Source organism: Photobacterium lipolyticum (genome assembly GCF_003026475.1).
Classification (GTDB): domain Bacteria; phylum Pseudomonadota; class Gammaproteobacteria; order Enterobacterales; family Vibrionaceae; genus Photobacterium; species Photobacterium lipolyticum.
The window spans coordinates 15840-40051 of record NZ_PYMC01000012.1; the positions used below are offsets into that span (position 1 = coordinate 15840).

22 protein-coding genes and 1 pseudogene are annotated in these 24212 nt (G+C 39.3%); 21 read left to right on the top strand and 2 right to left on the bottom strand.

Annotated elements, in window-relative coordinates; genetic code table 11:
• Positions 1 to 11 precede the first annotated feature (11 nt).
• Together C9I89_RS15790 and C9I89_RS15795 are read right to left on the bottom strand one after the other, a co-directional pair.
• Entirely contained in the window at positions 12 to 779 is a 768-nt protein-coding gene (locus tag C9I89_RS15790; protein ID WP_107284282.1) for a YjbF family lipoprotein, read from the bottom strand.
• A gap of 103 nt (positions 780 to 882) precedes the next feature.
• Entirely contained in the window at positions 883 to 1191 is a 309-nt protein-coding gene (locus C9I89_RS15795; RefSeq protein WP_107284283.1) for a hypothetical protein, read from the bottom strand.
• Positions 1192 to 1762: 571 nt separating this feature from the next.
• On the opposite strand from C9I89_RS15795, the gene C9I89_RS15800 reads away from it, so the two are divergent.
• The 21 genes and pseudogenes from C9I89_RS15800 to C9I89_RS15900 all read left to right on the top strand — a co-directional run bounded on the left by C9I89_RS15800 (position 1763) and on the right by C9I89_RS15900 (position 24207).
• Positions 1763 to 2923: a polysaccharide export protein gene (locus tag C9I89_RS15800; protein WP_107284284.1), complete on the top strand. Its 1161-nt coding sequence runs from the start codon at positions 1763 to 1765 to the stop codon at positions 2921 to 2923.
• A 131-nt stretch (positions 2924 to 3054) separates the two neighbouring features.
• Complete coding sequence (locus tag C9I89_RS15805; protein ID WP_107284285.1) at positions 3055 to 3429, top strand: four helix bundle protein; 375 nt, start codon at positions 3055 to 3057, stop codon at positions 3427 to 3429.
• Positions 3430 to 3521: 92 nt separating this feature from the next.
• A complete protein-coding gene (locus C9I89_RS15810) occupies positions 3522 to 3950 on the top strand; it encodes an arsenate reductase/protein-tyrosine-phosphatase family protein (RefSeq protein ID WP_107284286.1) in 429 nt (142 codons plus the stop codon).
• 299 nt (positions 3951 to 4249) lie between these two features.
• Positions 4250 to 6424 (top strand): polysaccharide biosynthesis tyrosine autokinase, encoded by a 2175-nt coding sequence (locus C9I89_RS15815; protein ID WP_211315268.1) that lies wholly within the window; start codon positions 4250 to 4252, stop codon positions 6422 to 6424.
• Between the two features lie 185 nt (positions 6425 to 6609).
• A complete protein-coding gene (locus C9I89_RS15820) occupies positions 6610 to 7734 on the top strand; it encodes an ISAs1 family transposase (protein WP_107284287.1) in 1125 nt (374 codons plus the stop codon).
• Positions 7735 to 7975: 241 nt separating this feature from the next.
• Positions 7976 to 8374, top strand: a pseudogene (locus C9I89_RS22685) (ISAs1 family transposase); the annotation flags it as partial.
• Positions 8375 to 8531: 157 nt separating this feature from the next.
• Complete coding sequence (gmd, locus tag C9I89_RS15830; protein ID WP_107284288.1) at positions 8532 to 9638, top strand: GDP-mannose 4,6-dehydratase; 1107 nt, start codon at positions 8532 to 8534, stop codon at positions 9636 to 9638.
• 2 nt (positions 9639 to 9640) lie between these two features.
• Positions 9641 to 10558 (top strand): GDP-L-fucose synthase family protein, encoded by a 918-nt coding sequence (locus C9I89_RS15835; RefSeq protein ID WP_107284289.1) that lies wholly within the window; start codon positions 9641 to 9643, stop codon positions 10556 to 10558.
• Positions 10558 to 11724, top strand: coding sequence for a DegT/DnrJ/EryC1/StrS family aminotransferase (locus tag C9I89_RS15840; RefSeq protein ID WP_107284290.1), 1167 nt, complete (start codon positions 10558 to 10560; stop codon positions 11722 to 11724). Before C9I89_RS15835 ends, C9I89_RS15840 begins: the two co-directional genes overlap by 1 nt.
• Positions 11725 to 11764: 40 nt before the next feature.
• Positions 11765 to 12226 (top strand): GDP-mannose mannosyl hydrolase, encoded by a 462-nt coding sequence (locus C9I89_RS15845; protein ID WP_107284291.1) that lies wholly within the window; start codon positions 11765 to 11767, stop codon positions 12224 to 12226.
• A gap of 1 nt (position 12227) precedes the next feature.
• Positions 12228 to 13634, top strand: coding sequence for a mannose-1-phosphate guanylyltransferase/mannose-6-phosphate isomerase (locus C9I89_RS15850; RefSeq protein ID WP_107284292.1), 1407 nt, complete (start codon positions 12228 to 12230; stop codon positions 13632 to 13634).
• A gap of 214 nt (positions 13635 to 13848) precedes the next feature.
• Entirely contained in the window at positions 13849 to 14862 is a 1014-nt protein-coding gene (locus C9I89_RS15855; RefSeq protein WP_107284293.1) for a glycosyltransferase family 4 protein, read from the top strand.
• Complete coding sequence (locus C9I89_RS15860; protein ID WP_107284294.1) at positions 14840 to 16009, top strand: hypothetical protein; 1170 nt, start codon at positions 14840 to 14842, stop codon at positions 16007 to 16009. The genes C9I89_RS15855 and C9I89_RS15860 overlap by 23 nt, the downstream gene beginning before the upstream one ends.
• A complete protein-coding gene (locus C9I89_RS15865) occupies positions 15987 to 16949 on the top strand; it encodes a D-glucuronyl C5-epimerase family protein (protein WP_107284295.1) in 963 nt (320 codons plus the stop codon). Before C9I89_RS15860 ends, C9I89_RS15865 begins: the two co-directional genes overlap by 23 nt.
• Entirely contained in the window at positions 16949 to 17932 is a 984-nt protein-coding gene (locus tag C9I89_RS15870; protein WP_107284296.1) for a glycosyltransferase family 4 protein, read from the top strand. Before C9I89_RS15865 ends, C9I89_RS15870 begins: the two co-directional genes overlap by 1 nt.
• Positions 17916 to 19061, top strand: coding sequence for a glycosyltransferase (locus tag C9I89_RS15875; RefSeq protein ID WP_107284297.1), 1146 nt, complete (start codon positions 17916 to 17918; stop codon positions 19059 to 19061). Before C9I89_RS15870 ends, C9I89_RS15875 begins: the two co-directional genes overlap by 17 nt.
• 307 nt (positions 19062 to 19368) lie before the next feature.
• Positions 19369 to 20628, top strand: a complete 1260-nt coding sequence (locus C9I89_RS15880) for a lipopolysaccharide biosynthesis protein (protein ID WP_107284298.1) — start codon at positions 19369 to 19371, stop codon at positions 20626 to 20628.
• The gene (locus C9I89_RS15885) at positions 20625 to 21344 is read left to right on the top strand and encodes a glycosyltransferase family 2 protein (RefSeq protein ID WP_107284299.1); all 720 of its coding nucleotides are present in this window, start codon (positions 20625 to 20627) and stop codon (positions 21342 to 21344) included. The genes C9I89_RS15880 and C9I89_RS15885 overlap by 4 nt, the downstream gene beginning before the upstream one ends.
• Before the next feature lies 1 nt (position 21345).
• A complete protein-coding gene (locus tag C9I89_RS15890) occupies positions 21346 to 21885 on the top strand; it encodes an acyltransferase (RefSeq protein WP_107284300.1) in 540 nt (179 codons plus the stop codon).
• A gap of 106 nt (positions 21886 to 21991) precedes the next feature.
• The gene (locus C9I89_RS15895) at positions 21992 to 22747 is read left to right on the top strand and encodes a glycosyltransferase family 2 protein (protein WP_107284301.1); all 756 of its coding nucleotides are present in this window, start codon (positions 21992 to 21994) and stop codon (positions 22745 to 22747) included.
• A 29-nt stretch (positions 22748 to 22776) separates the two neighbouring features.
• Positions 22777 to 24207 carry a phosphomannomutase gene (locus C9I89_RS15900; protein WP_107284302.1) on the top strand — a complete coding sequence of 477 codons (1431 nt, stop codon included), beginning with the start codon at positions 22777 to 22779 and terminating at the stop codon, positions 24205 to 24207.
• Positions 24208 to 24212: the final 5 nt, after the last annotated feature.

A 24212-nucleotide genomic window follows, 5' to 3' on the forward strand; every position in this document is an offset into this window, starting at 1 on the left:
CATGATTCCATTTATGAGTAGGGCTTCAGTAAAGAGATCTCAACATACGGCAGGTCAGGGGCTATTTTTTGTCGGCTTTGTAATACCTTGCCAGTCGTTGGATGAACCCAGAAATCATTCTGATAGCGTATATCTAAGCTATTAACAGAGACCTTTTCAACAAAATGCAGCACTTCAACAGGTTTTTCATTGTTCATCACGACTTCAGAGGCGACCTGTTCAAATTGAGAATTGAGGGTATAACCCAAATGGTATCCGGGCTGCCAGTCAAGTGTTCGTTGCCATGTTCTAGGCGTAGAGGGTAAATGCAGGCCCAATGCCACGGGATCAGGTTCCTGACTCTGACTGGCAACGAGATTGCCCATCGGCAGATTATGCGTTTTGACCAGTCGTCCGCTTGCTGTCACCAGCATTCCGTGATCGGCAGACAGCCATTTAAGCTCTGTCACGGGCTGTGCTGTTGTTCCTTGAAAAGCCATTTTTTGTGCGGCTTTTTCTTTCGACGTTTGTTCTTTCGAAATCAGGCTCGGCGTTATTTCAAAAGGTGCTTCGGCAAAAGCCAACACCATAAAAGCCCGTGGGCCGTCATCTATTTGAGCATAAATGCTGGCATAAGGCAGTTGTTCTACGTCATCAGCACTGATCTGGGTATCATTTTCACCGAATAGTGCAAGTTGTACTGTGTCGTTGACATCATTAAATTTTTGGCTGCATCCCGTTAACCCCATTGCCAGCAAAAGGCTTGAGAGCAACGTGATTGTTTTTTTATGCAGGCGCATCTGAATTCCGAGGGTCAAGGTTTTAAAATCAAGATATAAGGCACTAAAATCGAGGTTCAAGGCACTAATGCCTCGAACCTCGTGTCTGTTTACAACAAAAAGATTAACCTTGAGCTGAAACTGAAGTAGTAGTTGCTGTGCCGTTGTCTGACGAGTCAGCGACAGCAACAGCGGCTACAGCTGCAGCTGCACCAACTGCGACTGCAGTTGCCGTAATACCACCCGCTGCGGCAGCGGTTGCACCTGCCGTACCAGCTGCAGCACCAGTTGATGTTGCTGCTGTTGTTGCACCAGCAGTAGTTGCTGAAGTTGTAGAACCTGTAGTTGCTGCAGCTGTACCAGTTTCGGTTGCCGCGAACGCAGAGCTAGCCATAGTAAGAGCTGCCACTAGAGCAATTGCCGTTTTCTTCATCCTATTCCCTTATTCTTGTATAGATATGTAAAAAAGAAGGTAAACCCTCTTATTTATAATATTTTGATATCGATTTAATAGCAATGAGTCTTCTGGATATGACATGAATTCTTCTAAATTTGGGAGAAAGCGTTGAAAATGAGTGGAGGATGTACTTTTTATGAATACTAGCTCCCTTTTATGCGTCAATATAATGGCGATCATGTGCTTACTATGTGTGTGCTTATTTTGAATAAGACGACGATGAACAACTTATATGCAATCGTATTATAAAGGGCGCGAATGGGTTTATTTATTCGTCAAATTTTTGTACTATCCCACAGCTAATTTTAAGACAGAGAGTAGGACTTTATTCTCTGTCTATGAAACAACCACAATTTACAGATGACATTGAAAGCGCATTGGGGGCTGAAACCCAAGGGCGGTAGCATGTCTGAATGAGGCTCGAGAATCGAGGCCCGAGTGTTGAGAGCCTAGGTTTCTCTGTTCTGGTTTTTCGCTACTCGCTACTCGCCACTCGCCACTATTCACTGGCTTTCCTTCTCATCCCAATTTAAAACGTTAAAAAAACATGGATTTTACTAAGAAGTTTCTTATTACTGCTATGGCATCCGTCATGCTGGTAGGCTGCACGCTACCCGGTTCGCATTTAAGTCTGGACAATAAAAACGTTATTACCACTAACGAAGAGCAAGACTCTGATATTTCAGAGCGGGTAAATGTCTATTCGTTAACGGCTGATGCGGTATCGCAGTTTAAAGCGCCACGAACCTATTCGAAAACCAATGCAGGCCTGGATGCGGAAATTGCACGTTATCAATACCGTGTCGGGCCGGGCGATATCTTAAACGTCACCATATGGGATCACCCTGAATTGACGATTCCTGCCGGCTCTTATCGCAGCTCCAGTGAGTCAGGTAACTGGGTTCATGCCGACGGTACTATTTTTTACCCCTATATCGGTTTGGTCAAAGTAGAAGGTCAAACGGTTACCGAAATTCGAACTGAAATGACGAAGCGTTTAGCGGCTTACATTGAAAGCCCGCAAGTGGATGTTAATGTTGCCTCGTTCAGAGCACAAAAAACCTACATCACCGGCGAAGTCAATAAGCCAGGCCAGCAGCCCATCACCAATGTACCGCTTACATTATTAGATGCCGTAAACCGCGCTGGTGGCCTAGCTGTAGATGCTGACTGGCGTAATGTGACACTGACCCGCAACGGTGAAGAGCAAAACATTTCGTTACACGCCTTAATGCAGCGCGGTGATTTAACCCAAAACCGACTGCTTCGCCAGGGTGATATTGTTCACGTACCACGTAACGATGCCCAAAAAGTGTTTGTTATGGGGGAAGTGAAGGAGCCAAAACTGCTCAAAATCGATCGCGCCGGTATGAGCCTGACGGAAGCGTTAAGCAACGTTGGCGGTATCAATGAACTGGACGCTGATGCAACCGGCATATTCGTGATCCGCGGTAGCCGAAATCATGCTTTGTCAGGAAATCAAACCGACAGCCAATCAGATACCATTGCCGACATCTACCAGCTGAACATCAAAGATGCCGCTGCCTTAGTCATTGGCACCGAGTTCGAACTTCAGCCATACGATATTGTTTACGTCACCGCAGCGCCTATCACGCGCTGGAATCGTGTAGTCCGTCAGCTATTACCAACAATCACAGGCTTTAATGAATTGACTGAAGGTGTGTTACGGGTTCGTAATTGGCCATAGAAACGAAGTTTCTATTCCAGTAGCGAGTAGCGAGTATCTAGGGGCGAGTATGTTAGTCGCGAGTATTCTAGGTACGAGTTTCTAGAACCTAGAAACTCGCCACTCGTATCTGTTATCTTTCATGGATGAACATGCATTTCAGAAAGTTAGATGTTTGGCAGAGAAGCTATCAGTTGGCTTTGAGTGTTTGTAAAGAAGTGAAATCTTGCAAAGACTATGGCTTAAAAGATCAGATCTCGCGTTCATCGGTTTCTGTTCCGTCTAATATCGCGGAAGGTGCAGAACGTCAAACGGCTAAAGATAATATTCGCTTTCTATACTTCGCAAAGGGATCTTGTGGTGAGTTATTAACACAGTTAATGCTGGCAAGAGATCTTAACTACATCCCTGAGCAACGAGCTGATGCATTGATTAATGAATCAATAGAAGTTAGTCGGATGATCGGTGGGCTGATAAAGTACCGCTCATCACAAATTAAAGAAGATTGCGGAGAGTATGAGTTATAGTTCTGAGTAGCGAGTAGCGAGAACCTAGTAACTCGAAACTCGTAACTGATATACTCGAAACTCTCCCCTCGAACCTCGACACTGGTGAAACCATGTTCAATAAGATTCTCGTCGTCTGCGTCGGCAACATTTGCCGCTCTCCGTCAGGCGAATATTTGTTAAAAAAAGCTCTACCTAACAAAGAAATTGCTTCTGCCGGTGTTGGTGCCTTAGTCGGCAAACCTGCAGATAAGATGGCATCAATGGTGGCATCAGAACATGGGGTTAGCCTCGAAGGCCACGTAGCGCAACAGCTAAACAGTGACTTGTGCCGCGACTATGATCTGATTTTAGTTATGGAAAAAGGCCACATTGAAGCGGTCACCAACATCGCCCCTGAAGCCCGTGGCAAAACCATGCTATTCGGCCAATGGATCGGTCAGAAAGACATCCCCGATCCATACCGCCAGAGCAAAGAAGCGTTCGATCATGCATACGGATTGATTGAACAAGCGGCTGATGCATGGGCGAAGAAGTTGTAGTAAAGGTAGGAGATACGAGTAGCTAGAAACGAGTATCGAGAGAAAGACGACTAGAAACTAGTACTTCATAACAGAAGTTTGGATGATTTCAGTCACCACACTTCGTCATTCCGTAAAGTGAGGAACGAACTTATACGGAATCTAAGGCGCACACGGTTAGAACTGGATCCCGGATATCTCGTTCCTCGATTCCGGGATGACATGTTTAGGTGCTTCAACTATTCATAATTTATGTGAAAGAGTACTAGAAACTAGAAACTAGAAACTCGCCACTCAAAACTAGAAACTGTTAAATAACTATGACCATGAATCCAAACCAATTAAACACAACAGTCGCAAAAAGTAATGCTGACGAAATCGATCTGGGTAAGCTGTTTGGCATCCTGATCGATAACCGCTGGAACATCATTTTAATTACCTTTATTTTTGCTGTAGTCGGTGTTGCATACGCTTTGCTTGCCACACCTATTTATAAAGCCGACGCCTTAATTCAGGTTGAGCAAAAAAGCAGCGGCATGCCAGCCCTGGGTGATATGGGAGAAATGTTTGGCAGTGAGTCATCAGCGACCACTGAAATTGAAATCATCAAATCTCGCATGGTAATAGGCAAAACCGTTGATAAGCTAAACCTGACGACGGTAGTAACCCCAAATTACTTGCCTGTTGTAGGCAAAGGACTCGCGCGACTTCAGGGTGAGCAAGCCGATATCGATATTGGTCGGTTTGAAGTACCTGACTATGTTAGCCAGCCCGTGTATACCCTGACGGTGACTGATAGTGATACCGGCAACTATGTTCTGACTGATAAAGATGAACGTGAAGTGCTGAGCGGCAAAGCCGGTGAGTTAGCTTTGCAAGGTGATTACCGCCTGTTTGTCTCGTTGCTAAAAGCCGAGGACGGTGCAAGCTTCACTATTTCAAAGCGCTCTCGCTTAGATGCGATTCAGGAGCTGCAGCAGAATCTGGCAGTTAGTGAGCGCGGCAAGCAAACCGGTATCTTGCAGTTGTCGCTAACCGGTGAAAACCGTGCCGATATTGAGCGAATCCTTAACGACATCAGCCAGTATTACTTCCTGCAAAATGTTGAGCGCAACTCGGCAGAAGCAGAAAACAGCCTGGCGTTTTTACGTACCCATTTGCCGGACATTAAAACCGAGTTAACCGCCTCGGAAGACACGCTGAACCGTTATCGTCAGGAAAATGATTCTATTGATCTAGGCTTAGAAGCAAAATCTACCCTTGAGGTGATGGTGAGTCTGGAAGCTCAATTGAATGAGCTGACGTTCAAAGAAAGTGAAATTTCTCAGCGTTTTACCAAAGAGCACCCGGCGTATATTTCTCTGCTTGATAAGCGCAAAACCTTATTGAGCGAGCGTGAGCGCTTAAACCGTCAGGTGCAGAAGTTGCCGAAGACCCAGCGTGAAGTACTACGTATGACGCGTGATGTAGAAGTTAACCAGCAGATCTATGTGCAGCTGCTTAATAAAGTACAAGAGCTTAACATTGTTAAAGCCAGTACGGTTGGGAATGTCCGTATTCTTGATTCGGCTAAATCGTATACACGTGCGGTTAAACCAAAGAAACCGCTGATTGTGGTGTTGGCGACGTTGCTGGGGGGCATGCTGGCGGTGGCGATAGCGCTGCTGCGTGCGGCTTTCCACCGTGGTGTCGAAAGTCCGGATGAAATTGAAGCCATTGGTTTGCCGGTTTATGCCAGTGTACCCATGTCTGACTGGCAGATTGAGCTGGAGAAAAAGCAAAAAAGTAAGAAACAGCTGTCTGTACAGGAGACATTGCTGGCGGTATCTAACCCGGCAGATTTATCGATTGAAGCTTTGCGTAGCCTGCGTACCAGCCTCCACTTTGCGATGATGGAAGCCAAAAATAACATCGTGATGATTTCCGGGCCAAGTCCGGGTATTGGTAAGTCGTTTATCTCGGCCAACATGGCGGCTGTGATCGCGAAAGCAGGCCAGCGAGTACTGATAATCGATGCAGATATGCGTAAGGGACAGATGGAACGCCAGATGGCGGTCACCCATACCCCAGGTTTGTCAGCTTACTTAAGCGGCCAGGAAAATATTGAAACACTGATTAAAGAGCCTGGTGTCGAGAATTTACATTATATTGGACGTGGTGCCGTGCCACCGAACCCCTCAGAGCTGTTAATGCACCCGCGCTTTAAGGCGCTGATGGAATGGGCATCTGAAAACTATGAACTTGTTATTGTCGATACCCCACCAATTCTTGCAGTGACCGATCCGGCCATTGTCGGTGCCCATGCGGGAACGACACTACTTGTTGGTCGTTTTGGCCAGAATGCGGTGAAAGAAATTGAAGTGACCAAACAGCGCTTCGAACAGAACGGCATTGAAGTGAAAGGCTTTATTCTTAATGCTGTAGTGCGCAAAGCGAGCAGTTATTACGGCGGTAACTATGGGTATTACAACTACAGTTACGAATCGAATAAATAAGGTATATCGCTACAGGGAAAATTCATGTACATGCCCATGTTTAAAGGGTTTATGGTCTAGTGAGTTCTCAGTTTTTGAAATTCATTAGTTAGTACCATCACATAACAATCAATTAGCCGATGATCGATTTGTAGATCATTTTCAGTGTTTTCTAATACCTCCATAGATAAATTGGAGGTCCAACGATGAGTAACCAGCACCCATTTATGCATTTCGATGTCATCCCAGATTACCGACAACCAGGCAAAGTCGAGCACAAGTTAACTGATATCATCTTGTTAACAATTTGTGCCGTGCTTTCTGGTCAAGACGATTGGAAAGCGATTCACTTATACGGTGAGGCTCGTTTAGATTTCTTGAAGCGATTTGGTGATTTTTGTCATGGCGTACCTTCTACGTCGACGATAGCCAGAGCGATGGGAATGATAAATGCGACTCGCCTACAAAAGTGTTTTATTGAATGGATGAAGGATTGCTGCGAGTTAACCAAAGGTGAAGTGGTCGCCATTGACGGTAAAACCGTTAGGGGCTCTTATGATGACTCTCGCGGACTTGGCGCCATTCATATGGTCAACGCTTTTGCGACTGAAAATGGTTTGAGTCTCGGACAACATAAAGTATACGAGAAAAGCAATGAGATAACCGCGATCCCCGAATTGCTGGAACTACTTGATATATCAGGTTGTTTAGTGACCATTGATGCAATGGGATGCCAAAAGAAAATTGCTCAAAAAGTGCTAAATAAGAACGCTGATTACTTACTAGCAGTAAAAGGCAATCAAGGTCGTTTGGAGCAAGCGTTCGACAACTATTTCGATATGAGTATGTTGCAAAAACACGATGGTGATTCTTACAGCACGCAAGAAAAATCGCGAGGCAGAGAAGAGACTAGGTTGGCATTAACAAACACAGATTTGAGTGTTTTAGGCGACTTAGAATTTGATTGGCCAGAGCTGAAAACAATGGGTATCGTGGTTTCGATTAGACAAGAAGAAGCAGCGGCGAAAGAGTCGGAATTTTCAGTAAGATACTATATCAGCTCGAAAAGCCTAAGTGCTAAAGAATTGTTAAATGCCACGCGTTCACATTGGTTGGTTGAATCGATGCACTGGACGCTAGATACCGCTTTTGGTGAAGATGCCAGCCGAAAACGAGCAGAGGAAAGTGCAGAGAACTTCGCAAGGATCAGACAGATGTGCTTAAACATGCTGAAAAGTGAAACGAGCTTAAAAGCGAGTATTAAACACAAAAGAGCGATGTGTGCGATGGATTCTGAGTACCTTTTTAAGGTTCTGAGAAGCCTTTATTGACGGGAATGTTCATGATTTTTCCGTGTATATCGCTATTAGTTAAAAAAGGAAAAGGTGCTGAATTCAGCGCCTTTAATTTACCTGACTAATAGCCCAACCTATTGGCAGGAAATACGTCAATCCCTCGCTATCCCTGGTAACACAAGCCCTTTACGGCCTTTTTTCGTGTCTCAATCAAAACCAATTTTGTCTCAGGTTTTTCATGGCCTGAGTTTTGATGTTGATTTGCTTCAACATCAATCAAGAAAAAAGTCACGGTAGATAAGAAACAAGAATTGTTCTGGTGAATAAAGAACTGTCTATTCTAGATGATATCGAATCTGAGTAGTCAGAGTCGATATCGATGAGTATTGCTGCGTCAATAAGACAAGAAAGCGAAGTCGCGACTGAGCAAGATGTGAGTATTCGTTACTACATTAGTTCAAAAGATTTAGATGGTAATACATTGTTGAAAGCGACCCATTCACATTTAGGAGTAGAGTCAATGCATTGATCATTGGACACCGCATTTAAAGAAGATGCGTCGCGAATAAGAACGAATGATCGAGCAGAAGGTTTTGCAAGGTTTAGGCAACTATGTTTGAACCTATTGAAGAAAGAAACAACCTTTAAGGGTGAAATTCAATGTAAGCGAATGTAGCGCGTGTTGGATGATAATTACCAGAGTAAGGTTCTCGGAAGCATTGAATGACGGTGAAGTTCATGTGGTTTCCGTGATTTAAAATATGGGTATCTCAGATTTTATGAGTTTTTGAGATAAGACATTAGAAATTTAATTATTGTTGAGAAGTTGCTCTATGAAAAAAGCATTAATCACAGGTATTACGGGTCAAGATGGCTCTTATTTAGCTGAATTTCTTTTAGATAAAGGATATGAAGTTCATGGGCTCATCCGCCGAGCTTCTTCTTTTAATACAGATCGCATCGATTCTGTGGTAAATAATAGCGATAATGTTAACCTGCATTATGGCGATTTGACGGATTCGTCTAACCTTATCCGCTTGGTCAAAGAGATCCAGCCGGATGAAATTTATAACCTTGGTGCCATGTCTCATGTAGCGGTTTCTTTTGAGTCTCCTGAATATACAGCAGATGTTGACGCTTTAGGTACGATTCGCCTGCTTGAAGCGATCCGCATTAATGGTCTGGAGAAAAAAACACGTTTTTATCAGGCATCGACTTCTGAGCTCTACGGTGAGGTTCAGGAAATCCCTCAACGCGAGACCACGCCATTCCATCCGCGCTCTCCATATGCTGTAGCTAAGATGTACGCTTATTGGATCACAGTAAACTACCGTGAATCTTATGGTATCTACGCATGTAACGGTATTTTGTTTAACCATGAATCGCCTCGTCGTGGTGAAACTTTCGTGACCCGTAAAATCACTCGAGTGATTGCGAACATTTCTCAGGGGCTGGAAGTTTGCCTGCATTTGGGCAACATGGATGCGTTGCGTGACTGGGGGCATGCCAAAGATTATGTTCGCATGCAGTGGATGATGCTGCAGCAAGAGCAGGCTGAAGATTTTGTTATTGCGACGGGCAAACAGATTTCAGTACGTGAATTTGTGCGCATGTCAGCCAAAGAAGCGGGTATTGAGCTTGAGTTTTCAGGTGAAGAAGAGAATGAGATCGCTACAGTGGTTGCAGTGGATGCAGAGAAGGCGCCGGCTGTGAAGGTAGGGGATGTAATTGTTCGCGTTAACCCGAAATACTTCCGTCCGGCGGAGGTAGAAACGTTGCTGGGTGACCCATCAAAAGCCAAAGAAAAACTGGGCTGGGTACCAGAAATTTCTGTAGAAGAAATGTGTGCAGAAATGGTGGCTTCAGACATCAATAAGGCGAAGCAGCACGCCTTGCTGAAAGCGAATGGCTTTGACGTTGCAATCTCTAAAGAGAGCTAAGGATGAAGATTTTTCTAACTGGTGGTACCGGAATGGTTGGGCGGAATATTTCTGCTCTAGCCGAACAAAAAGGGTACCAAGTATACGCGCCTGGTCGTAATGAGCTTGACTTATCTTCCATGTCAGCGGTGCAGAACTATCTATCTGAATTGCAGCCGGACATTGTCATACATTGTGCGGGCTTAGTTGGGGGCATTCAGGCAAACATTGCGGCTCCTTACGATTTCTGTTTCCAGAACCTGCAGATGGGGATGAGTGTGATTCAGGCGGCATACGCAGCAGGTATTAAAAAGCTGATTAACCTAGGCAGCTCCTGTATGTACCCACGTTTTGCAGAAAACCCACTGAAGGAAGAGCAAATCCTGACAGGGGAACTTGAGCCGACCAATGAAGGGTATGCTGTTGCCAAAGTCGCGGTTGCCCGTTTGGCAGATTATCTGTCCTCGCAATATGGTGTGGAATACAAGACATATATTCCTTGTAACTTATATGGATACTGGGATAAATTTGACCCGAAAAAATCCCATATGATCCCAGCGGTGATCCGCAAGCTGGATACGGCGGTGCGTGATGGTTGTGAAACGGTTGATATCTGGGGCGATGGCCTTGCTAGACGAGAATTTATGTTTGCTGAGGACCTGGCGGCTTTTATCTTGTTCTCTCTGGATAAATTCAGCGAGGTACCGTCGAACATTAATGTCGGTCTGGGTACGGATTACTCCATTAATGAGTTTTACGAAGCCATTGCAAAAGCGGTCAGATACGAAGGTCGTTTTGTTCATGATTTGTCTAAACCGGCAGGGATGAAGCAAAAACTGGTTGATATTTCCAAGCAAACGCAATTAGGTTGGTCTCCGAAGACATCTCTGGAAGAAGGGATCAGGAAGACATATGAATTTTATTTAAAAGAGGTGTTGTGATGCTTCCTTTAGCGACAACTACATGGGATGAAAACGAATATCAGGCACTGCAGACAGTTATCAACAGTGGCATGTTCAGTATGGGAAAATACGTATCCCTGTTTGAGAAAGAGTTTGCGGACTATGTTGGCAGCAAATACTGTGTAATGGTTAACTCAGGTTCATCGGCTAACCTGCTGGCTGTGGCGGCGATGTTCTATCGCAAACAGCAGGCATTAAAGCCGGGAGATGAAGTGATTGTTCCGGCAGTGTCTTGGTCAACGACTTACTACCCACTGCATCAGTATGGGCTGAAGCTGAAATTTGTCGATATAGACAAAGAGACGCTCAATTTGGACCTTGCTCAGCTGGAAACTGCGATCACAGAGAAAACCCGCGCGATTTTTGCGGTAAACCTACTGGGCAATCCTGTTAACTATCATGAGCTGAACCGCATGATTGAAGGCCGTGATATTGTTCTGTTGGAAGATAACTGTGAGTCTTTGGGGGCGACGCTTGATGGAAAACAAGCGGGTACGTTTGGCCTGATTGGCACTTACAGTTCGTTCTTTAGCCACCACATTTCAACAATGGAAGGTGGTATGGCGGTAACGGATGACGAAGAGCTTTATCACATCATGTTGTCAATTCGCTCGCATGGCTGGACTCGTAACCTGCCGGAAGAAAACCTGGTTTGCACTAAGAGTGACAACCCATTCGAAGAGTCTTTCCGTTTTGTATTGCCAGGTTATAACCTGCGTCCTTTAGACATGTCGGGTGCTCTAGGTATTGAGCAGCTTAAAAAGTTACCTGAGATAGTGAAAGGTCGACGTGACAATGCCGTGACTTTCCAGAAAGTGTTTACAGACATCGAAGGTTTAGAGGTTCAGAAAGAAGTAGGTGAAAGCAGCTGGTTCGGTTTTGCGCTTATAGTCAAGAATGGCAAGGTGAAACGTGATGAACTGGTGAAAGCGCTGACCGAGCATGGTGTGGATTGTCGTCCGATTGTGGCGGGTAACTTTGTACGCAACGATGTCGTGAAGTACTTTGACTACGAGGTACATGGTGAGTTAGCAAATGGCGACAACATTACAGATTGTGGCTTGTTTATTGGTAACCACCACTACGGTATCGAAAAAGAGTTACAGGAAGTGGCAGAGTTAATCAACTCAACTCTGAATGGTTAATACAATAAAGGCATGCTGTTAAAGCGTGCCTTTAAACATTATGTATATTGAAAAAGAAACATTTAAAACCATTATTCAAAGTACACCACTCGTATCAATTGATCTTATTATTCAAAACCTAAGCGGTCAGGTTTTACTTGGCAAGCGTCTGAATAAGCCTGCACAGGGATTTTGGTTTGTACCGGGAGGTCGTATCTGCAAGAATGAGTCGATCGAAGATGCTTACACACGATTAGTGCTTAATGAATTAGGGGTTCAGGCACAGTTTAGTGATGCCAGGAGTTTTGGGACTTTTGAGCACTTCTATCAGGACAATGTATTTGATGAACCTTTTTCCACTCATTATATTGTTCTTGGTTATGAGTTGGCTCTGAATATGGAGTTAAATGTTCTTCCAAAAGAGCAACATTCGGAATACAAATGGTTTTCCATTGAAGAGTTACTTGCATCCCCTGAGGTGCACAAGTATACGAAACAGTATTTTATTAACGGACACAAGTAAAATGATATTACCCGTAATAATGGCCGGTGGTTCGGGAAGCCGTTTGTGGCCTTTGTCCAGGACCCTATATCCTAAGCAGTTTTTGTCCCTTACCAGTAATAAAACCATGCTGCAGGAAACGGTTGGTAGACTAGATAAACTGAAGCACACAGCGCCACTATTTATATGTAATGAAGAGCATCGTTTTATTGTTGCAGAACAATTGCGCCAGAAGTCTATGGAGCATGGAGGCATTATTCTAGAGCCAAAAGGGAGAAACACTGCTCCGGCTATCGCCTTAGCGGCGTTGTATGCCGTAAAGCATGGTGAAGACCCAATGCTTTTGGTCTTGGCTGCGGACCATGTTATTCAAAATGAAGACGCGTTTATTAATTCTGTAAACAGTGCTATTGCACATGCAGAATTGGGAAAACTGGTAACCTTTGGTATTGTACCATCTTCACCAGAAACAGGTTACGGGTATATTAAAAAAGGCAAGACTCTAGATAATACAGCAGCAAAAGTTGAAAAATTTGTAGAAAAGCCGAATTTAAAACGCGCAAAGGAATACGTTGCTTCAGATGATTACCTGTGGAATAGCGGCATGTTTTTGTTCAAAGCCTCTCGTTATTTGGAAGAATTAGCTGAGCATCGTCCAGATATATTATCTGCATGCCAGCGAGCAATGGATGGCGCCCGTAGCGATCTGGAATTTATTCGAATCGGTGAAACTGAATTTGAGTCTTGTCCTGATGATTCAATAGATTATGCCGTCATGGAAAAAACCTCGCAGGCGGTCGTTGTCCCAATGGATGCTAGCTGGAGCGATGTTGGCTCCTGGTCAGCTTTATGGGAAGTAAATGCAAAAGATGCTAAGGGAAATGCACTCCGGGGAGATGTGTTACTCGAAGATACAGAAGATAGCCTGATTTATTCACAGCATAAGCTGGTAGCTGCTGTCGGGGTTGAGAACTTGGTAATAGTGGAAACCAAAGATGCAGTTTTGGTTGCAGACAAAGAGCGTGTACAGGATGTTAAGGGAATTGTGTCCCAGCTTAAAAAGGCTAAACGTACTGAACATCTACAGCATCGCGAAGTATATCGACCGTGGGGAAGCCATGACGCGATTGCAGATGGCGAACGTTTTCACGTAAAGCGCGTGACGGTGAAGCCAGGAGAAAAGACAGCGACTCAGATACACTATAATCGTGCAGAGCATTGGATTGTTGTTTCAGGCACAGCTAAAGTGAAAAATGGTGATAAAGAATATCTAATTGGTGAGAATCAATCGACGTTTATCCCAATCGGAGTCGCGCATTCGATCGAAAATCCAGGTAAGGTTTCTTTGGATCTAATAGAAGTTCGCTCAGGAGCTTACTTAGGAGAAGATGATGTAGTGCGTGTTGAAGGATACGGTATTGGATATTAAATAGTTATTACTCGACTTAGTCACATCTTTGTATAGAAATAAAGTAGCAGCTAACTTTGCATATGTTATAGCATGAAAATGAAAGATAGTGAAATATTATTGAGCTATCTTTCTGTTATATAATATCTATTGAAAATTAACTTATCTACTATCGTTGACTATAAAAAGGTTTCCTTTTTTTATCGGAAGCTATTTATTTAAGGGAGGAAACTAATTGAAGCTCGAAGGTAAAAAAGTAATTCTAGTATTAGGTGGGTTAGATACATCTGGTGGGATGTTTAACTATTTGAAAGCATGGATTAATGAGCACAATGAAAATGGAGCAGACGTTGGAGTATGCGCTATACCAGAAGTGCTTGAAAAATTAGATGATGTAGATAGAAAAATTGCTCTACCTTATCATGAAAATGAAGATTTAAAAAAAATATATTTGTCTCTTATAAATGGTACATATGCGGATAAACTAAACGACATTAGAAAAGAAGTAGAAAAAATTGACGTAGATTTTTTACATTTTGTTGATGAGACAATTTTCTATCCTTATTTGAAGAAAATAGCAAAATCAATACCTCATGTAATAACTGTTCATGATCCAATATATCACCCAGGTCAATTTAAAAAAATCACTACAAGAATATTATGTCTTGTTTCAAGGTTGTCATACTTTACAAGCAGAAAGCTAACAATACATTTACATAGCAAAAGGAATATATTCCCATCGATACTCTTTTTCTATAAAAGAAAGGTACATCATCATCACCCTTTACCTAAGAGAATATTTAATAGTGATGTGATAACTAATCGCAATCCAATAATTGCTTTTATGGGAAGAATTGAAAAATATAAAGGGATCGATCTTTTCATTGATTCGATAAAATTCTTTGAAGATACTTATAAAAAAGAAATTGAGGTTATGATAATTGGTAATGGTAACTTTAATAAACAATCTCTTAATAAAATATCGTATCCAGTAAAGATAGAAAATAGGTTTGTAGAAGATATAGAGTTTCATAAATTTATGTCTCAAATAGATGTTTTAGTTCTGCCGTATTTATCAGCAACGCAAAGTGGTGTGGGTTATTTAGCAAAATCTTATAATAAAAAAATCATATGCACTAATGTCGGAAATTTGCCGGACTTAATTGAGAATGAATCTCAAGGATATGTTGTAAACAAAACTAAAGAATCAATAGCGAAAGCAATTAATGAAATCATTAAGTATAATTGAAATAGTCAAGAGCGCTCTTTTTATAGGAGTGTTGGTTACAACATTTAATAGTGCTATACCACACTTAGCAATGGCTTTGTTTTTATTGCTTTTGACTTTATTGAATAGAGATATAAACAAAAAAGTTAGCTTTTTATACTTAATCCCATTAATGATTTTTTTTATTTCACTAATTAATACGTTAATTTATTTGAATATCAACGTTGATGCTAATTCAACTATGATGATCTTTAGGGCTAGAAAGTATTTTTTTGAACTAATAGTTTCTTATTCTATAATATTTTTTTGTTTAAATACCAATGAGGAAAAAGTTCTCAAACTAATTTACAATGCTATCGTTATAAGTGTTGTTGTTGGTGTGGCTGAATTTATTGCAGATCCTACAGAGAGACCTTCAATGTTGTTTCTTGAACCTAGTTCAGCTGGGTATTTTATTGGTACATTTATCTTTCTTGTTTTTTATCAAAACAAATTCACAGTTAGAGCCTTGTTCATCACCTCTTTAGTATTGCTAAGGTCTAAGAGTATGATTTTTTCAATGTTTGTGGCTTTTGTTGTTCATAAGTTTGATATTAAGAAGTACATCTTAGTCTTGTTTCTTATTACTATTTCTGGAGGAGCAATACATGAGTATTTAATGGATAATAGTGGCCAGTACTTCGGGTTTGTTCATTTAGTTGAAACATTATACAGGTATGGGATTGATGGATTTAGCGCATCACATGGTATATATAATACATATTTGACTAGGCTTTCAGGTATACTTCTGGGGGTTGATACATTAATTGATAAGCCATTTGGTATTGGTTTTGGCAGTTTTCATGAGATTTATGCAAGCAAGCTATTTAACTATTTTACAATTAGCGATATTGGAGATGAGGTTTTAACAACATTTACAAATGGTGGAATGGTTACACCTAAATCAAACTTGATTGAGCAATTTCTTAATGCTGGGATTCTAGGTTGTGCATTTTTTATATTTTATCTTAAGTCAATTATGAAAGGTAAGGATGTTTTTTTTAGGACATCCGTCATTTGCTTTGTAATTTTGTCACTGGTTACTGAACTAAATAATTTCTACCTATATATGCTGTTGTTAGCATACTTCTCAAAAGGAAATAGCTTTGATAAAAGAAAATCTGTTTAAAATGCTAACATTATTCAAGCAAGACGATTATTGGCATGGTAAACAGAAAGAAGGCCAATTCTATGATGTTCATAGCTTAAAAGGTTATTATAATGATCTAACAAAAAAAGTACTGACAGAATCTCATTACTCAATTGAGGAGATTGTTCCGAAAGTTAAGGTTGGAAGTGAGAGTTTTTTTCACCCAGTAACAGTATGTCAAGTGGGGTTAGGTGCCTATGATTTATATCTCAAAAAACAATCTGATATACATAAAAAACAGGTTAAGAGTTGTGTAAACTGGCTAATTGAAAATTCCAAAACTAACTCTGAAAAAACAATGATGTATTGGACAGTTCCGTATAACTTTAAACTATTTAATATGCAGAAAGATTTTGTTTCTGGCTTAATTCAAGGTCAAGCAATTTCACTCTTAGTCAGAGCCTATGAACTTTTCAAAGATGAGAGATATTTTAATGCTTCGTATAATGCTCTGGAAAAAATGATCCAGCCTGTTAGTGAAGACGGATGTCGTTTAGATGGAACTTATTTATATGAGGAGTATCCAAATAAGGGAGAAAAAAATTTAGTATTAAATGGTGCGATATCTGCGTTTTGGGGAGTCTATGATCTATATATTTACACAAAAGATTCAAGAATTTTAGATTTGAAAAATAAGAGTCAAAAAGACCTAGTTGATTCTATATTTCAGTACGATGCAGGTTACTATAGTCGTTATTGTTTAAAGAAAAATAAATTTTATTATACTAATATAGCAAGTCCCTATTATCATAAGGAACATATAGAGCAACTGAAAGTTCTAATCAAAATGACAAATAATAAGGATTTGATTTTAACACTAAGTAATTTTGAAAAATATAACAATCTTATTTCATTAAATATAGCCAAGATTAATAAGGGGATTTGTTTAATTATGCAAAAAATCATGAGGGTTAGATAATGAGAATTTTAGTTATATCCAATCAGCTTTCAAATAAAAATAATAGTGTTGTCAATCCAGTTGTTAAAAATATAAATAAAAAGCTATCTCAAAAAGGTCTTTCTATAGAAGAGTATTGTGTTGATGTTCAAAATGGGCTTGTTACTGCTTATATCAAGCTCTTTGTTTTTCTTCTTTTACTAAAGTTTAAAAATAGATATGACATTTACCATGTTCATTTTGGAGGCATTCAGGGATTAATAACAGCCGCATTACATAGAAAAAAGACGGTTATTTCATTTCATGGTACCGACCTACATGGTGGGAGTCCATTAGGTTTTGCTCAGAAGCTAAAAAGTCGAATTATTAGAGCATCTTCATTAGCTTCAGTATACTTGTGTAATCGATGTACAGTAGTTTCAAAGAATTTGATTGATTTTATACCTGATAGTATGTGTGGAAAGATAAATGTTATTCCTACAGGTGTAAATGAGGAAAACTTCAGCCCGATTAGCAAAGAAGTAGCGCGAAAGTCACTCAACATTGATAGCGACACAACATATTTTTTGTTTTCTGATATTAGCAACTCAACAGTAAAGAGAGTAGATATTGCTGAGAAGTCTATTGAACTGTTTAGAGACAGTGGTACCAATGCTAAATTATTGAAAATGAGCCAGGTGCCGTATGATCGTGTTCCATTATATTTGTATGCATCAGATTATTTACTTATTACATCAGACAAAGAAGGCTCGCCTAACATTGTGAAGGAAGCGTTATTTTGTGGATTGAGTGTGATTTCAACAAATGTCGGGGATGTAAAAGAGTATGTTGACTATACAGGAAATGGATTAATACTAAAGTCAAATGACCCTAAGGAAATCGCTGGTCAAATCTCTCAATTATGTCTTAATGGGCCATCAAAAAGTATGAAATATGACAAGAATATTTTATCTCTAGATTATATAGCGGATAAGTACATGGGGATTTATGAAAAACTTAAGTAAATTGGTTTGTTTAAGTCTAACTTATAACGCTAATGGTCATTCCAAGGATTATGTTGATAGTTTCGCCAATAGCCTTCAAAAAGATTACGAGATTGATATTTTATGTTTTGGTAAGCCGAAAGAAGATAATGATTTTATAAAATATTGTGAGGGTGATGCTGCACATCTAGATTATGTTCCAAACCAAATTTTGTCAACACATAGAAAGATTATTAGAAGGTTTTTTGCTTCCCTTAGATTATATGGAGAGTTTTTTTTATTAAAGAAATTAAGAAGTGAAAGGCTTTACTTTCTAGATTATGAATATCTTTCATTAGCTCTATTGTTAAAGTTTGTCCTAAAAGACAAAAAAAAATATATTTTGTTGCATTCTGTTAGTGACGTCGATGGTGGGAGCAAGGGACTCTACAAAAAATTGTTTTTTAGAATGATTTCTGGCATTAATAATGTTGAATTTATTGTTAATGGTGAAAAGTCTCTCGAAATTATAAGGAATAGGACTAGTAATAAAGTTTCACTAATCCAATATCCAACAGAGCTGAAAGTAACTAGAGTTAAAAAGGATGAAGCAAAAGTTAGTTTGAGATTAAAGAAAAAGTTAGTAATATCTTTAATTGGAATGATTAGAAAGGATAAGAATTATTCTAAAGCCATAGAGGCATTTGCTAAAAGTAATCTATGTAATGATGACAATTGTCAATTGGTTATTGCTGGATACCCATCAAATGTAAAAGAAGATGAGATTAATTACCTACTAAATGCAAATGGTGTAAGAAACTATACTTTTATTCCTCGATATTTGACTGAAGACGAACTTAATATTTGCTTTTCAGCTAGTGACTATTTATTAGTTCCATACGGTGATGGTGGCACATCACAAAGTGGTCCACTATCTCAAGCAAGGCTGTATCATCTTCCTGCAATTGTTCAGGCAAACGGTGAAATTGGAGACTATGTAAGTAGAGAGAATGTTGGGTTCACTTTTGAGTCTTTTCCAGAACTAACGGAGCTTTTAAACGGATTAAACTGTAGAACTGATGATTTTGATTTTAGTACGGTTAATAACAAATACTCTTGGAGTCAAGCTAGGATAAGCTATTTAAATATATTTTCATCAGGACCATTTTAGTATGAACACTAGATTTAATTTGAGTTTTTTGGTCAGTTTCTAAATGTGGATTGTACTTCACTTAGTTTGATGTCTCTTTGGAAAAGTAAATTTTATATTTTCATTGACTACAATTATTATTGATATAATCTCCGTAGTGAAAATTAACATGACAATATTTACAAAACACCTATAAGCAAATATTAAATCTATTTAACGATCTTTCGGCTATATATGTGAGACTGAATTTAGATGTATTAAAATGTGTATAATGACATTTATAATTCAAATATATAGGATGATATATACTGCTTAATTGGTGAATTATATGTTTTTTAAGCAAGTTTCCCGCTCATTGTTTGTTAAGTTTTTGGGCATGTTGTTCAGTTTATATAGCGTTAGGGTACAATTGGATTTGCTTGGCGCTGAAAGTTATGCTATTTGGGCGGTTATATTCAATATTGTAAATTGGATTTTGATTTTAGATTTTGGGTTAGGTAATAGTATAAGAAATAAATTGGTAGACTCAATAAAAGATAGTAATTGGGAAGAAGCATCTATTTTGATAAATAAGGTGTATCGTTCCAGTCTATTATTTGGTTTGCTGTTTAGTTTTGTTTATATATTTTCTAATCTGTATTTATTTGTATCAGCTGGCAAGGTTGATAACTTATTTGCTATTAACTTTATAGTAGGAAGCTTTATTGTTGTGTTTGCAATGCTTCCTATTAATCAAATATTACATGCATTTAGTAAATCTGAAATTGTTATTCTTATACAGACGTTAATAACAACGCTTGGTTTGGTTTTTGTTTTGCTTTTCCAAGATTATGTCAGCTTAAATATTATTTCTATAATATATGGGGTGTCAACTTTCTTTGTTTATTTGGGTGTAACGATATGGTTTTTTTGTTTAAATAAAAAAATACATATAAATATTTTTTCTATACCAATAAAGGATGTTATAAGCGTAATTAAACCAGGGGTAATATATTTTGTTTTTCAAGTTAATGTTATTCTTATTTTTTCTTCTGATAGGCTTATAATTTCAAATTTTTATGACTTTGAATCAGTAGTATCTTATGATTTATTGATGCGATATTTTAATTTGTTTATCGTTGCGAGTGTCATGATAAGTAACCCTGTTTGGAGCTCAGTAAGAGGGTTTTATAACTCGGGATCCGAGTGTCAAATTAATGCGTTTCTTTTAAAGTTAGCTAAAATACAAGCTTTTGGGGTGGGTTTACTGATCATAATGTGTGTGTGTGCTGATGACTTTATATCGTTATGGGTCGGTAACCAGTATCATTATGATTGGCTTTCTTATAATAACTTAGTGTATTTTGCACTTCTTTCTTGGGGGTACTCTTTTTATTCATTAATGGCAAATGTCGCGAATGGATTAGGAGAAAATAAAATCCAGCTAATACTTGGTAGTGTTTCTGTTTTATCTAAAATTCCTATTACTCTGTTTTTGATTGATTATTTTGATGATTCTTTCATTGCTGTGGTTTTGGCAACTACTATTTGTTTATTACCATTCCCTCTCTATTTTATCTGTTATTTAATGTTTAGGAAGTTTAGATGAAAGTTTCGGTTATTACTGTTTCTTATAACAGTCAAGAGTTTATATTCGATTCTATTAATTCTGTAAATAATCAGACTTATGAAAATTTGGAGCATGTTATAGTTGACGGTGGTTCATCTGACAACACTATGGATATCGTCTACAAATTAGCCAAACGTAAACCTATTATATTAAGTGAAAGTGATAATGGTATTTACGATGCTTGGAACAAGGCATTGTCATTAGCTACAGGTGATGTGATATGTTTTTGCAATACAGATGACTTTTGGCCGGAAGATTATATTGAAGTTGCTATGAAAACTTTAATTTCTAATGAAGATAGTGTTGTTTATGGCGATGTTGTCATGGTCTCTAGGGAAAATCTTATTAAGTCGTCTAAAGAAGTTGGCTATTACTGTGAAAAAAATATTTATAGAGGGTTCAATTTTAGAACAACATCTATATTTGTAAGTAAGTCAATCTTTGACTTCGTGGGGTTATTCGATGTTAGCTTCAAAATCGCTGGTGATTCAGATTGGCTGTTGAGAGCAAAGAATAAAGGGATCTGCTTTACTCATGCCAACCATACAGTATATATGCGAGATGGCGGAATTAGCAATGAGTATGAATCAACAGCTTTTAAAGAGTACATAAGAGCGCTTTCTAAAAATAACTGTGCTAACCTAAAGTCTTACTATGTGTTTTTTAAAAAATTGATTAAGAGTTTGATAAGATAACATGTTTAAAAAGCAGGCCGTTTACGTATTTATTTATTTCTCAAATCTGACATTCAATTTAATGCCTTTTTTTCTTTTAAAGAAAATTTTTCTGGTCTTATTGGGGGCTAAGATTGGAAAAAACTCGACCTTACACACGCCAATTAAGTTTTTTAACTTGACTCGGAAGTTGAACATTGGGAGTAATGTTACAATTAATCCTGGTTGTTATTTGGATGATCGAGGAGGGATATTTATCGGCAATAATGTCAATATTTCACACTCTGTTAGGATTTATACTGCAGGTCACAATATCAATAGTCCTGATATGAGATATTTTGAACGTTCGGTTTTAATCTCTGACAATGTGTGGATATTCCCTAATGTTTTAATTATGCCTGGAGTTAAGTTGGGTAAAGGTTGCGTGATTTTGCCTGGTGCTGTTGTTACTAAATCTTATCCAGAACGTTCTATTGTTGGTGGTAACCCATCAAAAATAGTTGGCAGTAGAGATTGTGGCACAAATTATTGCATTAATCATTCATATTGGTTCGTCAATTAATTTTTTATGATTATTTAGTTTTATTTTACTTTTCTATATAAGTTAGAGACAGAGATGGTTCTTTAAATTTGTCCACTTTATTTAATATTCTATAGGTTGAAACTTAGTGAATGCGTTAATATCTATTATCACACCTGCTTATAATTGCAAGGATACGATTGTTAAGACATATGAATCGATTTTGGCCCAATCATATGTGAATTGGGAATGGGTGGTTACAGAAGATTGTTCTAGTGATGAAACTCTTAAGGTTCTTCAAGAAATAGGTTCAAAAGATCCTAGAGTGCTTTTGCTTAAAAATGAAGTTAATAGTGGAGCAGCTGTAAGTCGTAACAATTCTATTGGAAATGCTAAAGGAGAGTTTTTGGCTTTTTTAGATAGCGATGATATTTGGTTGGATAATAAGTTACTAGAACAAATAACTTTCATGGAAAGCAATCGTGTTGATTTTTCTTTTACCGCATATAGATTAATCGATGAGTCTGACAGTGATATGAATATAACCGTCGACACCAAGCAAAAAGAGCCTCTGACTTATCACGATATGCTGAAGAAAAAAGCAACGTTAGGGTGTTCAACTGTAATGCTACGAGTTTCTGCTTTTTCTGATATTCGTATGCCTCTGATAAGAACTGGTCAAGACTACGGGCTTTGGCTCAAGTTATTGAAAAGTGGTTCTAAAGCATATCCTATCAGTTCTGTTCTTACAAAATATAGGATATTACCTAATTCTATATCAAGAAATAAATTAAAAAAAGCAATTCGTCAGTGGGAAATTTATAGGCACATAGAGAATCTATCTATTTTTTATTCTGCAGTATGCTTTTCTTTTTATGCTTGGCGTGCGGTTTTTAGAAAATGAATTTAAGTATATAATTAGTGAGGTTGTTAATGAATAATACGTCAGATATTATCCAGTCGTCTGGTATTCTATTTGGTACCAGTGGCGCTCGTGGTTTGGTTACTCAATTTACCCCTGACGCTTGTGCTGCGTTTGCGCATGCGTTTATAGCGAGTATTGAGAATAAATTTAATTTTACTCATGTAGCTATTGCCATTGATAACCGCCCTAGTAGCCAAGCAATGGCGCAAGCCTGTATTCAAGCGATTCGAGCTCGTGGGTTAGAAGCGATTTATTATGGTGTAGTCCCAACGCCTGCATTGGCATACACTGCGATGCAAGACAATATTCCTTGTATTATGGTCACAGGCAGCCACATTCCATTTGATCGTAATGGCCTTAAGTTTTATCGTCCCGATGGCGAAATCAGTAAAGCGGATGAGCAAGCCATCTTAAGTGCAACCGCTGAGTTTGACGCCATTTCTGAACTTCCTGAGTTAGAGGTCAATACCAAAGCGGCGACAGCTTATATTGAGCGATACACCTCATTATTTGAACGCTTATTGCTCGAAGGGAAACGAATCGGTATTTATGAGCATTCAAGTGCTGGTCGTGACTTATATGCTGATATGTTTACCGCACTTGGCGCTGAAGTAATCGCTTTAGAGCGTAGCGACGAGTTCGTTCCTATTGATACGGAAGCCGTTTCTGATGCAGATAAGCTCAAAGCAAAGAAATGGTCTGAGCAATATCATCTTGACTTTATCTTCTCTACAGATGGTGATGGTGACAGGCCTCTTGTTGCTGATGAAAACGGTGACTGGCTGCGTGGCGATGTGCTCGGCTTGCTATGTGCCAATGAAATGAAGATAGAAGCGCTAGCGGTTCCAGTTAGCTGTAATACTGCCATTGAAAGCTGTGAGCTATTTAGCCATGTTACGCGCACTAAGATTGGTTCGCCCTATGTAATTGCTGAGTTTGAACAGTTAGCGAAAGATTTTCATTCAGTCGCGGGCTTCGAAGCGAATGGTGGTTTTCTATTAGGTTCTGATGTTGAAGTTAATCAGAACGTTGTGAAAGCATTGCCGACGCGTGATGCGGTATTACCCGCGTTAATGTTGTTAGCGGCATCGAGAGAAAAGAGCATTTCTGAGTTGGTGAATTCACTGCCACAGCGTATGACGCACAGTGATCGTATTCAAAACTTTGCGACTGAGAAAAGCTTGGCCATTTTAGCGATAGCGAAAGAGCAACCAGAGGATTTCTTAATTCAGCTCGGTTTTTCTGATAGTGCCGTTGCCTCTATCGATATTACTGATGGTTTACGTATGACATTAACCAATGGCGATATCATTCATTTCCGTCCATCGGGTAATGCCCCAGAGCTTCGTTGTTATGCGGAATCTGATTCAATGGTTCAAGCTCAGTACCTAGTGAACTATGCCTTAAAGCAGGTTCAGTTAGTTAAAATCACCGATTAAGCTTC

Excerpts from the sequence above, each read along its gene's own strand:
- C9I89_RS15790 (WP_107284282.1), bottom strand. The coding sequence starts at position 779 with ATGCGCCTGCATAAAAAAACAATCACGTTGCTCTCAAGCCTTTTGCTG.
- C9I89_RS15795 (WP_107284283.1), bottom strand. The coding sequence starts at position 1,191 with ATGAAGAAAACGGCAATTGCTCTAGTGGCAGCTCTTACTATGGCTAGC.
- C9I89_RS15800 (WP_107284284.1), top strand. The coding sequence starts at position 1,763 with ATGGATTTTACTAAGAAGTTTCTTATTACTGCTATGGCATCCGTCATG.
- C9I89_RS15805 (WP_107284285.1), top strand. The coding sequence starts at position 3,055 with ATGCATTTCAGAAAGTTAGATGTTTGGCAGAGAAGCTATCAGTTGGCT.
- C9I89_RS15810 (WP_107284286.1), top strand. The coding sequence starts at position 3,522 with ATGTTCAATAAGATTCTCGTCGTCTGCGTCGGCAACATTTGCCGCTCT.
- C9I89_RS15815 (WP_211315268.1), top strand. The coding sequence starts at position 4,250 with ATGACCATGAATCCAAACCAATTAAACACAACAGTCGCAAAAAGTAAT.
- C9I89_RS15820 (WP_107284287.1), top strand. The coding sequence starts at position 6,610 with ATGAGTAACCAGCACCCATTTATGCATTTCGATGTCATCCCAGATTAC.
- gmd (WP_107284288.1), top strand. The coding sequence starts at position 8,532 with ATGAAAAAAGCATTAATCACAGGTATTACGGGTCAAGATGGCTCTTAT.
- C9I89_RS15835 (WP_107284289.1), top strand. The coding sequence starts at position 9,641 with ATGAAGATTTTTCTAACTGGTGGTACCGGAATGGTTGGGCGGAATATT.
- C9I89_RS15840 (WP_107284290.1), top strand. The coding sequence starts at position 10,558 with ATGCTTCCTTTAGCGACAACTACATGGGATGAAAACGAATATCAGGCA.
- C9I89_RS15845 (WP_107284291.1), top strand. The coding sequence starts at position 11,765 with ATGTATATTGAAAAAGAAACATTTAAAACCATTATTCAAAGTACACCA.
- C9I89_RS15850 (WP_107284292.1), top strand. The coding sequence starts at position 12,228 with ATGATATTACCCGTAATAATGGCCGGTGGTTCGGGAAGCCGTTTGTGG.
- C9I89_RS15860 (WP_107284294.1), top strand. The coding sequence starts at position 14,840 with ATGAAATCATTAAGTATAATTGAAATAGTCAAGAGCGCTCTTTTTATA.
- C9I89_RS15870 (WP_107284296.1), top strand. The coding sequence starts at position 16,949 with ATGAGAATTTTAGTTATATCCAATCAGCTTTCAAATAAAAATAATAGT.
- C9I89_RS15875 (WP_107284297.1), top strand. The coding sequence starts at position 17,916 with ATGAAAAACTTAAGTAAATTGGTTTGTTTAAGTCTAACTTATAACGCT.
- C9I89_RS15880 (WP_107284298.1), top strand. The coding sequence starts at position 19,369 with ATGTTTTTTAAGCAAGTTTCCCGCTCATTGTTTGTTAAGTTTTTGGGC.
- C9I89_RS15885 (WP_107284299.1), top strand. The coding sequence starts at position 20,625 with ATGAAAGTTTCGGTTATTACTGTTTCTTATAACAGTCAAGAGTTTATA.
- C9I89_RS15890 (WP_107284300.1), top strand. The coding sequence starts at position 21,346 with ATGTTTAAAAAGCAGGCCGTTTACGTATTTATTTATTTCTCAAATCTG.
- C9I89_RS15900 (WP_107284302.1), top strand. The coding sequence starts at position 22,777 with ATGAATAATACGTCAGATATTATCCAGTCGTCTGGTATTCTATTTGGT.